This is a genomic window from Peribacillus sp. FSL P2-0133, assembly GCF_037975445.1.
Taxonomy (GTDB): Bacteria; Bacillota; Bacilli; order Bacillales; family DSM-1321; genus Peribacillus; species Peribacillus simplex_E.
On record NZ_CP150254.1, the window covers coordinates 3,261,865 to 3,274,949 of the forward strand.

Here is a 13,085-nt window from a genome sequence, read left to right on the forward strand (position 1 = left end):
AGGAGGAATTGGATTCTTAATTTACGGACCTGAAATGTTAATAGGTCTACAAGCACTGGATTTAGTTCCTAAAAAAGCTGCAGGCACTGCAGCATGACTGACTGGCTTATTTGAATATTTAAGATGATCTGTAGCGGCTAATGCTATTAGATATATTCCATGGGGGATGGATTTTTTATGAATAGTTATACACCCTCCATGATTAGATCGACGGTCAAAAAATATCTGAATATTCAGATATTAATACCTAAAAGCAGTTGACGGACGGTTTGGGTAACATTTCATAAAGGAATGTATATAATAAATGACTATGCCTTTATACCAACGGTCCTAAAGGCATAGTCATTGCATCAAAAATCATATAGATTAATGTTTTCTACTAAAATACTGGTTATTGCCGATCAAAAAGAGAAGCTCCCGCTATACCGGGTTTTGTCATCTCGTAAGGATTTAGAATGAGATCCAATTCTTCTTCTGTCAACACATCATATTGTAAACAAAGTTCGCGAACTGATTTGCCTTTTAATATCGCTTCACGCGCAATTCGTGAAACCACTTCGTACCCAAGGTGCGGATTGACTGCTGTAATCACTCCAACACTTTGTTCGACATAATCTTTTAAATGTTGCTCATTAGCTTCAATGCCTTCTAAACAATAATCTGTAAAGACATTGAAAGCATTGTTCATTATGCTAATTGATTGCAATAAATTGAATACAAGGACTGGCTCCATTACGTTCAACTCTAGTTGTCCTGCTTCTGATGCTAAGCAAATCGTATTATCGTTCCCGATTACTTGGAAAGCGACTTGATTAATTAATTCTGGCATTACTGGATTTACTTTTCCTGGCATGATGGATGAACCTGGTTGACGTGCTGGAAGTGTGATTTCTCCTAATCCCGCTCTCGGTCCTGAAGCCATCAAACGTAAATCATTAGCAATTTTAGACATATTCATCATACATACTTTCAATGAAGCTGACACTTCAGTATATGCATCCGTATTTTGGGTTGCATCTACTAAATGTTCTGCCCCTACAAGCGGCAAGTTACTGATCTCAGCTAAATATTTAACAACATTTTCAATGTAACGAGGATCTGCGTTCAATCCCGTTCCCACTGCTGTTGCCCCCATATTCACTTCATATAAATGTTGACGTGATTGACTGATTCGTTTTATGTCCCGATCCAACACGCGACTGTAAGCCTCAAATTCTTGACCGAGTCGAATTGGCACTGCGTCCTGAAGATGTGTACGTCCCATTTTGATAACATGATCAAATTGTTTTGCTTTATTCTTTAAAACCGTACTCATCTTGGTCATTGTTTGTAACAATTGCTCTAAAAGCCGTAGTGTTGATAAATGAATGGCAGTAGGGAATACGTCATTGGTTGATTGCGACATGTTAACATGGCTATTTGGACTTAATTGTACATAATCCCCTTTATTGTGTCCCATGAGTTCTAACGCACGGTTGGCAACGATTTCATTAATGTTCATATTCATCGATGTACCTGCGCCGCCTTGAATTGGGTCAACGATGAAATATTCATGCCACTTTCCATCGATCACTTCATCAGATGCTTTGACGATAGCGCTTCCAATACCATCATATAACCGTTTGGTATCCATATTTGCTAAAGCGGCTGCTTTTTTAATCATTGCTAGTGCACGAATCATTTCTTCATTGACTTTGTAACCGGTAATCGGAAAATTCTCTACAGCGCGTAGAGTTTGTATTCCATAATAAACATCTGCTGGAATTTCCTTTTCTCCAAGAAAGTCTTTCTCGATTCGGTATGTTTTCTCTTCTATCAACATTTCCTCTTGCCCCTTTGTTTGTTCTATAATGTAATGTCCTCTGCAATCGGTGTTTCCATCATTTCCTTCACTTTTTTGGGATCTTGTGTCTTGGCTAAAATCCACATCATCTTAGGAACGATGGCTTCTGTATTCATATTTCTGGAACGAATGATGACATTCTTATTCACTTTTCGTCCCACTTCGTAAATATCCATATCTTCCCCTTCTTCTAAACATTGGGTAGTAATGACTACGGATATTCCACACTGTACCAACTCATTCAATTTTTCTAAAATATTTCTTCCTTGAAATGGAATACCACCGCTGCCATAACTTTCAATTACGATTCCCCGACATTGATTTTTCAGAGAATCAAAGAATTCAGGCTTAATACCGGGATGCAGCTTAACCAAAGCAACATCAGTACATAGGGAAGCATCTAACTTAGCTTCCTTTTTCTTTGGTGAATGAACTGGCTTTAGATACTCAATTTTATCTTTGAATATGGTAGCGATATATGGATAGTTAATACTTTCAAACGAATCATAGCTTTTAGTTCTCAATTTAATGGCCCTAGTACCCTGGATGACTCTACCATCAAAAACAACATATACTCCTCCAATATCTTCACAAGCAAACCGGATCGCATCAGAGATATTTCTTTTGGCATCTGTCTTTTTAAAGGCAATTGGGATTTGAGAACCTGTAATGACAATTGGCTTCCCTAAATCTTGTAACATATATGAGAGCGCAGCTGAAGTGTAAGCCATTGTATCTGTTCCATGGGTAATCACAAAGCCATCGTAATCATGGTAGTGCTCATGAATGGATTGTGCCATTTCTGTCCAATCTTCCGGCTGCATATTTGTACTATCAATATTCATCAAAGGCTTACTATCAATCTGATAAAGTAAATCCAATCCCGGCAGGTGTCCTAAAAATTCGTCAGCTTTCATCTCTGGAACAAGTCCATTTTTTCCTTCTAACGATGCAATTGTACCACCTGTAGTAATTAACATCAACTTCTTCATTTTTGACTTCAACTTCTCCAATATACTACCCCCTATAAAGCCTCCCTGTTTTACAATCATTCAATCATCTTAGAAAAGGATGTTTTCGCTGTAAATGTACATGTTACGCGTACACCACATGTTATTATAGTCATGTTCCAGAGTGAAATCAAGCTAAAATCATTCATTACGCGTACGCTTTTTCCAATATGATGTTATAATGGATTTATATAAAAGGAGAGTAATAAGAATGATTGTAAATAGATTAACTACATTAAGGAAGGCCAAAAGGTGGTCTTTGCAATATACCGCTGACAGACTCGGAATCGCCAAGAGTACCTATGCAGGTTACGAATCGGGCCATCGCCGCCCTTCATTAGAAACGATTAATTTATTAGCAGGCTTATATGATACATCCACTGATTACATTCTAGGTCGAGTGGATTATCCATCTAAAGATATTACCACAGAATCACCTCGAGTCATGGAATTAACGGATTCACCAAATATGGAGCTGGCTGTAGATGGAATCTCTCTTTCTGAAGAGGAAACGATTCAATTCATCGCTTTTATTAGAGCTAAACGAGAAGTGGAAATAAATCGCGATAAACAAAATGAAACATAGCAGACATAGGGCTTAAGACTTGGTATATGGGGTATGAACCGCACTTCATCACCAGGTTCTTATAATATTCACGATGTAACTGGTATGATTTAATTAAAACTGTAAAATTCCATGGCTTTATCCAGTTAGGATAAGTGGGTTATGATTAATCGTTGAGTTCGCCCTTTTGACGCTACATGTAATTAAACTTACTAACTGGGCTTAGTAGTTTTTGGAATTCTAATAGTGCACCGAGTTTAGAAAATTAAGTTTTATTATTTATAATAGAAGAAAGTCGGCTAATTAAATGCATCCATCATCATTATTCTGTTATCTTCTTTAACTTACTTCCTTTTCCATCAAGGGAAGATGAGTAAATTCAACTGTTTTTTCTATCCGCCATATATGCTTATTTAAGTTTAATCTCCGACTTTCCCTCTTGATTTATATGCAATGAAAGAAAAACCATAGCAAAGCTCATGGTTTTTCCTAAGTATATAAATGGAAATTGCTGTCTCATCTTTAAAGCTAAAAACGAAGCTGAATTTTGGAAGCCTCATGATGTGCTTCTATTTTCGGAAAGCAAAATTATAAAACCCTTAAAGGTATGGAAAATTGCTCCATATCTTGATATGTTTAAAAGTGTCTCATTCAATATACTGTTTCCCAATAAATCAAGGCATCTCGTCTTCTTTTTCCCGATTTTTGAAAGCTTCATGTGTGACAATATCCTCGATTTGTTCATATTGCCGGCTGTGTTCCTTCTCTTCGCTAATTCTATTATTGGGTAAATTTCCTGGATGTCCTTTTTCTTTGTGATTAAAATTTTTACCACGACTCATACTCATTCTCTCCTTTCCAATCATTGTTTGTTTAGTTTCCCCAAGCACACAAAAAATATGATTTATTTTCTCTTTTTCCTGTTTTTGCAGCAGGTTTGGATTCACCTGTAATTTTCACCCGAAATTCATTGTAAAAACACTGAAATAATAAGAGATATGAGTCAATCCAGGATGTTCCTTCACACCCGATCTAGTGCAAAAAAAGAACAGGAACCGTCAAATTATGACGCTTCCTGTTCTTTTTTTGCACTACTTACATTCCTGATATCAGTTTGATAACAGTAAAAGGGCTAGGAGGATACCACCACAGAAGGTCGCCACTTTCTTGAAATGTCTGCAATATGATGCGGTGCCGTTCTGCAACATCCTCCAATTAAACGTGCCCCTGCATGGTGCCATTCTTCAGATTTCAGGTCGAGCCTGTTACATGATTCTTGACCATGCCAGGTTTTTGTTTCCGGATTATATGTTTCACCAGAATTCGGATAAACTATAATTGGTTTATGCGTGTTTGAACGCAACACCTGTATGGCTTCCGTGATACCTGATACAGGCGCACAGTTGATGCCGATTGCTGCAATTTGCTCACTGTCCCCAAACAATCTGGTACACTCCTCAAGCAATGTACCGTCACTAATCGCTTTTTCATTTTTCAATGAAAAGGATAGCCAAGCATAGACCTCTGGGTAATCTTTCAATAATGAATGCAATACTTTTGCTTCTTGCAGGGAAGGTATCGTTTCAAATGCTAAAATGTCAGCACCGGCTTCAATCAAAGCAGATATTCGCGAGCGATGAAATGCAGTTAAAGTTTCATCTGAAACACCATAGTTTCCTACATACTCTGAACCATCTGCAAGGTAAGCCCCATATGGTCCAACCGATGCAGCAACCAATGGCTTAGGTCTAATCGTTTGATATTCTTCTTCCTTCCAAAATTCATCTCTTGCTTCCCTTGCAAGTAAAACCGTTTTCCGGATTAGTTCCAAAGCCTCTTCCTCTTGTATTCCGCGGAGGGCGAAACCTTCAACTGTTGCTTGGTAGCTTGCCGTTATCGCACAGTCAGCACCAGCCCGAAAGTAGTCAGAGTGAACTTGATAAATCACTTCTGGATTTTCAAGTAATACACGTGCAGACCACAGGGGATCGTCCAAATCGCACCCATGCCTTTCAAGCTCTGTAGCTAGAGCCCCGTCCAAAATCATGACTGAATGATCTCGTAATATTGCGTCAATTGGGCTAATTTTATTCTTCATGTTCTACTCCTCTTTTTCTTTATAGTTTGTGTCAGATAATAACTTCCATAGCAAAACAAAATAAAAGGAATGCCACAATATAGTGCAATTCGTTGTGTAGGATCAAATGCAATTCCTATGCAAGAAGCAAGACATAGCAAAAAAGAAACGATTGGTATGAGTGGATATAATGGTGTATGATAAGCCAAATCATTTACTGAATTTCCTTCGTTTATAAATCGTCTGCGAAATAGAAACTGTGACGCGCTAATACTCATCCAAACTACTACCACGGCTAGTCCAGAAATGGATACAAGCACTATATATACAGTATCCGGTGCAATAATACTCGAGAAAAGGGCTAAACCACCTCCCAACATACTGAAAAAAACTGCATTTATCGGAACACCCCGTTTTGTCAATTTTGCAAATATGGGTGATATTGTTTTCTTATCTGCAAGCGACCAAAGCATTCTGGATGATGCATATAATCCTGAATTTGCAGCAGACAAAATGGCAGTTAATATAACAAAGTTCATAATATCCGCTGCATACGGCACTCCAATTCGTTCGAGAACTGCAACAAAGGGGCTCTCTAGTACGCTTGCATCCGAAATAGGCAATAATGCGGATAATACAACAATGGTTCCTACAAAAAAGATAATCAATCTCCATAATGTCATACGGATTGCCTTTGGTATCGTTTTTTCTGGGTTCACTGTTTCTCCAGCTGCAATTCCGATTAATTCAGTTCCAGAAAATGCGAAATTCACCGCGAGCATCGTCATTAGAATGGCAAAAGCACCATTCGGAAATAAACCTGCACTTGTAAAATTGGATAATAACGGAGCTGATTGTGAATTAATTATTGGAATAAAACCTACCATTGCTGCAGCTCCCAGAATAATAAATATCACAATAGCAAATACCTTTATAGACGCAAACCAGAATTCGGATTCAGCGAAAAACTTAACGGTCCACGCATTTAAAGCCAAGACCAATATGGCAAATAGAGCACTCCATATCCAGACATTGATTGATGGAAACCATCGCTGCATCAACAATCCTGCAGCCGTAAATTCCGAACCTAGTGCAACAGTCCAGGTTAGCCAATACAACCAGGCTACTGTATACCCTGTCCCTGGTCCGATGTATTTGGCTGCGTAGCTATGAAACGCGCCTGTCTCGGGCATATGTACTGCCAGTTCACCAAGACATAGCATGACTAGATAAACCACTAAAGCTCCAATCAGATACGAAAGGATGGTGCCGAATGGGCCAGCCTGTTGAATCGTATAACCCGAACTTAAGAATAAACCAGTTCCAATCACCCCGCCAAGCGATAGCATTATTATATGCCGTGCTTGCATTTCCCTTTGAAAATCATGTTTTCTTTTGTTCTCCATTCTTACTCTCCTTAATCTTGGATCCAGAAAAAACGAAAACGCACTCTAAAAGAGTGCGTTACTGACAAATAAACACGTACGGTCTTATCTATCAAGGTTTCACCCCCTGGAATTAGCACAGTGTCTTTGTAGACCTGCTGCTGAGGTTTCATAGGGCCAGTCCCTCCACCTCTCTGGATAAGAAATTATTTTTTTATAACTTTATCAATCTATGAAAAAATTGTCAAGTTTTGTTTCGGATTGTAAAGACTTCCTTTAAAATTCTAACGATCATGGCACCGGCGGCATAAATATGATATGGTTGCTCGTTTTTGGAACAGTCGCTTACCACATTAAAATTGCAGATAAAGCTAACCGGGTAATTTTGATTTTAAAAAATGACGCCATCTTAAAAAGATGACGCCATTTATTCTTTCTTTTCACTTAAGGACGTTCTATTTCAAATAATTCCCCTAGTTTTGTATAAGTATGACCCGCTAATCTTGCTACAGGTTTTAGCCCGTTTTGGTCAATTCTTCCATTATGGTAAATATCTTGCTCGATATGATAGCAGACTATTTTCCCTATCAATAAATCACAACCAGGTTTATTCTGGGAACCTGCCAATGGTATCGCCTGCTCTAATGTACATTCAAAGCGTACCTTCGCTTCTTGCAATCCTGGTACGGATACCTTATCACTAACAGCCGGCGTGAAATCGGTAAGACCCAATTCACTTTCGTCGGATGGGAGTTCCTTGGCCGTTCGATTTGCATCAGCTACATTATTCTCATCAGTGATATGAACAACGAATTCACCTGTTTGAATTGCATTTCGTGCCGTGTCCTTTGAAACCCCTTCTTTCCGTTGAACAGAAATGGAAATCATCGGAGGATTTGAACTGACTATGTTAAAAAAGCTGAACGGCGCTATATTGATTGTACCGGTTTCGGATTGTGTCGTAACGAGTGCTATAGGTCTCGGTATAATGCTTCCAGTTAAAAACTTATAATTATCCCGTTCAGTCAGACTTTCAGGATTAACAGAAATCATCTTCATTCCCTCTCATTCTTATAAAAAGTTCTTTTGAAACCATGAACCCGCTGCCTCAACCTCTGAACGTGTTAGCTGATGACCGTAATTTTCCCACTGAACATCCACTGTAGCACCAGCTTGCAGTAAAAGTTGATTAAGTTCATCAGTTTCTGCTGCCGGGCAAATCGGATCGTTTTTACCTGCAGCGATAAATACAGGTATATCCGAAAGGGACGGCAATGCAATCCCTCGTCTAGGCACCATAGGGTGATGAAGAATCGCTCCTTGTAATGCCCCTTCGAAATGGAACAGCAAACTTGCCGCTATATTTGCACCATTGGAATAACCTAATGCTACCACTCTTTCACGGTCGAAGTCATATTTTTTGGACGCTGATTCCAAGAAGTCATAAAGCTCCTTCGTACGAAAGATCAAATCTTCTTCATCAAAAACCCCTTCGGATAACCGGCGGAAAAAACGAGGCATTCCGTTTTCAAGTACATTTCCCCGTACGCTCAATACGGATGAGCCCGGTGAAACCATTTCCGCTAATGGCAAGAGATCTGTTTCCGTTCCTCCAGTGCCATGTAAAAGCAAAAGCAATGGCGCTTCTGGATTACTTCCTTTTTGAAAAATATGCTTCATCATTTATCCTCCTCCAGTACTCTCGGCACTGCCGGCAGTAACGTTTTCTCCATGATCTCCCTTTTTTCTTCCAGCCATGGCGGCAGCATTAATTTACTGCCCATCGTTTCCTTCGTTTCATCATGAGCGAAGCCAGGTGGATCTGTGGCAACTTCAAAAAGTATGCCTCCATCTTCCCTGAAATAAATGGCATCGAAGTATTGACGGTCTGTAAAGGGTGTCACACCATAGCCATGGTTGGCGATATGCTCCCTCCATTCTTTATGATCTTCATTATCGATTGCACGCCATGCAATATGATGGACGGTTCCCACTCCGATTTTCCCATTTGGCAACACCGTTTTTTTAACATCTATCAAATTTCCGATGTCCGATGTGGATTTGAAGCGGATGTAATCGCCCTCTTCCCCAATTTTTTGCAGGCCCATCACTTTCTCTAAGAGTTCCATCGTTTTGAACGGTTCTGACGTCAATAATACGGCACCGCCGAATCCCTTGACCGCCTTGGCAGCTGGTACACCGCCGAATGACCACTCGCTATTTTTCCCTTTTTTACGCTCAACCAGTTCAAGTTGCAAACCGTGTGGGTCTTGAAATTCCAGATATTCCTCGCCGAAACGTGAAACCTTTTTAAAGCCTATGTTAAATTTACCTAAACGCATTTCCCAGAAACCCATTGATCCTTCCGGTACGGCATAGGTTGTAACCCCCACCTGTCCTGAGCCAATTCTCCCTTTGTATGCCCCAGGCCAAGGAAAGAAAGTGATGATAGTGCCAGGAGAACCTGATTCATCTCCAAAATACAAATGATAGGTGCCTGGATCATCAAAATTAACGGTTTTCTTCACCATACGCAGTCCCAATACTCCAGCATAAAAATCCACGTTCTCTTGAGGATTGCCTACAATTGCGGTTATATGATGTATTCCTGCATTTTGCTTTTGCATGCCTATTACTTCCTTTCCCGTTGATTAATTTGTTGGTTTTGTATTCAGTGGTTTTAAATTCGCTTCAATATCCTTTCTTTTCGATTCTAAAAATGGAGGCAGGGCAAGGTTCTCACCTAAGTGCTGCTCTGCTTCATCCACTGCAAAACCTGGTCCATCAGTAGCTAATTCAAATAATATGCCATTCGGCTCCCTAAAATAGAGTGAATGAAAATAAAAGCGGTCCACATACCCCGAGTTCACGAATTTCGATTCACTAATTTTCTCTATCCATTTTCTCAGTTCCCCTTCATTATCCACCCGGAAGGCAATATGGTGTACTCCACCCCTCCCCAACCTTTCCCGAGGTATGTCATTCCTTTCTTCAATATGGAGTTCCGCTCCTGTTCCTCCCTCACCTGTCTCGTAAACGACTATCGGATTTTGCCCCCTGATTGAGGATGGGTATGTGCCTGATTTCCTGAACCCCAATACCTCGGTAAGAACTCGTTCTGTTAGTACAATATTAGGTACAGTAAGTTTTACTGGTCCTAATCCAAGAATGGAAAACTCTTGCGGTACCGGGCTTCCATCCCACGGTAATCCTCCTTGAACCCCGTTATTATCCTGATCGGAAACCAAAAGTAGCCTCTGCCCTTCAGGATCTTTAAAAGAAAGCACCTTCCTTTCAAAACGGCTTGATATTTCATCATGCTCAACATTGAATTCAACAAACCGTTTTTTCCAATATCCTAGTGCTTCATCATCTCTCACCCTTAAGGAAATTTCTGAAATACTATTGTTCCCCTCATGAGTGCGGGCAGCATTGGGAATCTCAAAAAACGTCAATTCCGTACCCGGTGAACCAATTTGATCTCCATAAAATAAGTGATACACACGTACATCATCTTGATTCACCGTTTTTTTAATTAATCGCATCCCTAAGACTTTTGTGTAAAATTCAAAGTTATTTCCCGCTTTAGCTGTAATCGCCGAAACATGATGCAATCCTTTTAATTCCATCCGTACCACTCCTATCTTTATAAATCTCCCCTTACGGAGATGAATTAATCCATATATAATATCTCGAATTCAAAGTATTTAACCTACACAATGCTTTTAATACAAATATCTTGATTTAAAGATAAATGACAGTGATAAATTTGTCAACCATTTTTATTCAAATTATTTCACCCGTATTCACTTATCATAAAATATTAAAATCAGGTCAAAATAAATCGGTATATAGAATGGAGGTGTGATATATGGTTAAAGATTTTTTTAGCGCAATTGAAGATAGACGCTCTTATTATTCCCTTAGCAAGGAACGTGTTGTTCCTAATAAAAGGATTAAAGAAGTTATCGATCATGCCGTTCAATATTCCCCTTCCGCTTTCAACTCCCAAAGTGCAAGAGTGATTGTTTTAACTGGTCAAAGCCACGACCACTTATGGGATATCACGAAAAAAACATTAAGAAAAGCAGTCGGTGACAAAGATTTTGAAAAAACTGAAGAAAAAATGAAGTCATTTATAAATGGTTATGGTACGGTTTTATTCTTTGAAGATCAGGCCATTATAGATAGGCTTCAAGAACAATTCAAAACGTATGCCGAAAACTTTCCGATTTGGTCGAACCAATCGTCTGCAATTTTACAATTTGTCGTATGGACTTCCTTGGAAATTGAAGGGTTTGGGGCAAGTCTTCAGCATTATAATCCTTTAATCGATGACGAAGTGAGAAAGACATGGGATATATCACGGGATTGGAAACTCATCGCACAAATGCCCTTTGGAAAACCCACTGCAGAGCCTGGCGATAAAGACTTCTCACCACTTGAAGAACGTGTGAAATATTATCAATGATACAATAGGGCTGGCTCTAAATAACGAGCCAGCCCTACTATTTTCAACCGATATAATCTGGAATAGTTCCAAAAAATCTTGTGAATACTTCGGGCGCAAACCCTAAATAACCTATAATTGGCATAATTTTAAAATTTTCATATTCATTTACCACGTACATCATACATCTCCCTTCAAAAACTGTTAATTATTTATTGGAGAAGATCGCTTCGGAAGCCATTCCTTAAGGTAAAGTGGGAGTCCACTCACATACTCCTTGGAAGCATGTCCACTTGGTAGGAGAATGTATGTCTTATCCTTACAAGTCAAATGCTTCATAACCGGATTAATCATTTCCTGCGGTACCAGACGGTCATTTTCATTTGCTGATACTAATACACTAGCGTCAATATTGGATAGCATAGCTTTTTTTCCTCTGATTCTTAAACTCCCCTTAACCAAACGATTGTTTATCACAAGATCTTCACTTATCTGTTTTGCAGTCGCTCCAGCTAAAGGCACGTGTCCATTTGTCCACGCATTGAATCGACGCCAATGTTGAACATATTCTTCATCATCAGCTTGATTTAATAAAGACAGATAGGGTGATATATAGATAGGTGATGTGATCAAGCGGATTCCATATTTAACCTCACTAGCTGGGATCGTTTTAAAAATGTCAATCGTCTCGTCAAAATCTGCGGTACCATCTTTTATTGCAGCTTGCCATTGATCAAAAGATTGGGAGGCACTAAAATCTATAGGTGTAACGGAGAGAATTAAATTCTTAACAGGCTCGTCTGCAATAGCCGCATACATAGCAGCTATTGTACCGCCAAGACAAAAACCCATTACAGTTATCTCTGACGCTCCGGAGTGTCGTAATGCGCGCTGGACTCCTTTTTGAATGTAATCGACGATATAATCATCAATCGAGATGTCACCATCTTCATAGCCTGGACTTCCAAAATCAAGCAAATACACTTCAAACCCTTCATTTACAAAAGCTTCTATTAAACTATTTCCTGGAGCTAAATCGAGAATTAACGGGGTATTTATGAGTGAATAAATTAGAAAAACCGGCACGTTATATCTTTTTTTTACCGCCGGATAATACCAAAGTGTAGATTTATTTTTTTTCCACACCGAAATTTTTGGTGTTAATCCCATTTCCGGCATAGGCTGATTGGGAATATCCGAAAAATGTTTCCATTTAGATATCGATTTAGGTTGATTTTTTGGCACCTTCCGTTTAGACATTTCTATTCCTCTGTCCAACAAACTTTATATCTTGTAATTGGTTTATTAAATCTAAAACCCTTTTTTTATTCTCTTCCTTTTTGTTAGATTCCTCTCTTGATTTCATTTTTTTACTACCTAATGAATAAACGACCCCTAAATCACTCATAGAAGGTTGACTTCTAAGATACCCATTTCTTTCTGGAATTACAGTGGAAAGTAGCTCTTCTAATTTGTCAATTTTTTCTTCGAGCTGGAGGACTAATTTCGCAATATTGGCTACATCTTTTTTTGTGGGATAATTCATGATAATGGACCTTCTTTCTGAGGCCTCCTGCATCTTTATTATCTCTGGAACCTGCATTTGTGAACTTCTACTAACTGATTCTATTAACTCCCTATTATTTATTAACTCCTGAATTTTACTATTCAACTGTTGCTCTTTTTGTTTGCCGAACACTTTTAGCTCTTTATATAAATCTGATTTTTTTTCTGTCATATATATCGTTCCTCTCT

At 39.0% G+C, this 13,085-nt stretch carries 13 protein-coding genes, 1 pseudogene and 1 riboswitch; of the genes and pseudogenes, 3 read left to right on the top strand and 11 right to left on the bottom strand.

Annotated elements, in window-relative coordinates; translation table 11 throughout:
• Positions 1-7: 7 nt before the first annotated feature.
• Positions 8-94, top strand: a pseudogene (locus MKY17_RS15520) (hypothetical protein); the annotation flags it as partial.
• A 297-nt stretch (positions 95-391) separates the two neighbouring features.
• Here the strand turns inward: MKY17_RS15520 and aspA are convergent.
• Both aspA and MKY17_RS15530 read right to left on the bottom strand, forming a co-directional pair.
• Entirely contained in the window at positions 392-1,822 is a 1,431-nt protein-coding gene (gene aspA / locus MKY17_RS15525) for an aspartate ammonia-lyase (RefSeq protein ID WP_098369444.1), read from the bottom strand.
• Positions 1,823-1,845: 23 nt separating this feature from the next.
• Entirely contained in the window at positions 1,846-2,835 is a 990-nt protein-coding gene (locus MKY17_RS15530; protein ID WP_098369629.1) for an asparaginase, read from the bottom strand.
• A 229-nt stretch (positions 2,836-3,064) separates the two neighbouring features.
• On the opposite strand from MKY17_RS15530, the gene MKY17_RS15535 reads away from it, so the two are divergent.
• The gene (locus MKY17_RS15535) at positions 3,065-3,439 is read left to right on the top strand and encodes a helix-turn-helix transcriptional regulator (RefSeq protein WP_098369443.1); all 375 of its coding nucleotides are present in this window, start codon (positions 3,065-3,067) and stop codon (positions 3,437-3,439) included.
• Positions 3,440-4,092: 653 nt separating this feature from the next.
• On the opposite strand, the gene MKY17_RS15540 is transcribed toward MKY17_RS15535, so the two are convergent.
• The 7 genes from MKY17_RS15540 to MKY17_RS15570 all read right to left on the bottom strand — a co-directional run bounded on the left by MKY17_RS15540 (position 4,093) and on the right by MKY17_RS15570 (position 10,509).
• Positions 4,093-4,260, bottom strand: a complete 168-nt coding sequence (locus MKY17_RS15540) for a hypothetical protein (protein ID WP_162878727.1) — start codon at positions 4,258-4,260, stop codon at positions 4,093-4,095.
• Positions 4,261-4,550: 290 nt separating this feature from the next.
• Entirely contained in the window at positions 4,551-5,516 is a 966-nt protein-coding gene (gene mmuM, locus MKY17_RS15545) for a homocysteine S-methyltransferase (RefSeq protein ID WP_098369441.1), read from the bottom strand.
• Positions 5,513-6,901, bottom strand: coding sequence for an S-methylmethionine permease (mmuP, locus tag MKY17_RS15550; protein WP_098369440.1), 1,389 nt, complete (start codon positions 6,899-6,901; stop codon positions 5,513-5,515). The genes mmuM and mmuP overlap by 4 nt, the downstream gene beginning before the upstream one ends.
• 81 nt (positions 6,902-6,982) lie before the next feature.
• A riboswitch (SAM riboswitch) is annotated at positions 6,983-7,085 on the bottom strand.
• A gap of 239 nt (positions 7,086-7,324) precedes the next feature.
• Positions 7,325-7,933, bottom strand: a complete 609-nt coding sequence (locus tag MKY17_RS15555; protein WP_098369439.1) for a flavin reductase family protein — start codon at positions 7,931-7,933, stop codon at positions 7,325-7,327.
• 18 nt (positions 7,934-7,951) lie between these two features.
• Positions 7,952-8,560, bottom strand: coding sequence for an alpha/beta hydrolase (locus MKY17_RS15560; RefSeq protein WP_061463465.1), 609 nt, complete (start codon positions 8,558-8,560; stop codon positions 7,952-7,954).
• Positions 8,560-9,507, bottom strand: coding sequence for a ring-cleaving dioxygenase (locus MKY17_RS15565; RefSeq protein WP_098369438.1), 948 nt, complete (start codon positions 9,505-9,507; stop codon positions 8,560-8,562). The genes MKY17_RS15560 and MKY17_RS15565 overlap by 1 nt, the downstream gene beginning before the upstream one ends.
• Before the next feature lie 24 nt (positions 9,508-9,531).
• On the bottom strand, positions 9,532-10,509 hold the full coding sequence (locus MKY17_RS15570) for a ring-cleaving dioxygenase (protein ID WP_098369437.1): 978 nt from the start codon (positions 10,507-10,509) through the stop codon (positions 9,532-9,534).
• A 242-nt stretch (positions 10,510-10,751) separates the two neighbouring features.
• Here MKY17_RS15570 and MKY17_RS15575 point away from each other — a divergent pair, with 242 nt between their 5' ends.
• Complete coding sequence (locus MKY17_RS15575) at positions 10,752-11,351, top strand: nitroreductase family protein (protein WP_098369436.1); 600 nt, start codon at positions 10,752-10,754, stop codon at positions 11,349-11,351.
• 183 nt (positions 11,352-11,534) lie between these two features.
• On the opposite strand, the gene MKY17_RS15580 is transcribed toward MKY17_RS15575, so the two are convergent.
• Positions 11,535-12,590: an alpha/beta fold hydrolase gene (locus MKY17_RS15580; RefSeq protein WP_286176850.1), complete on the bottom strand. Its 1,056-nt coding sequence runs from the start codon at positions 12,588-12,590 to the stop codon at positions 11,535-11,537.
• Complete coding sequence (locus tag MKY17_RS15585; protein WP_098369435.1) at positions 12,583-13,068, bottom strand: hypothetical protein; 486 nt, start codon at positions 13,066-13,068, stop codon at positions 12,583-12,585. Before MKY17_RS15585 ends, MKY17_RS15580 begins: the two co-directional genes overlap by 8 nt.
• Positions 13,069-13,085 lie beyond the last annotated feature (17 nt).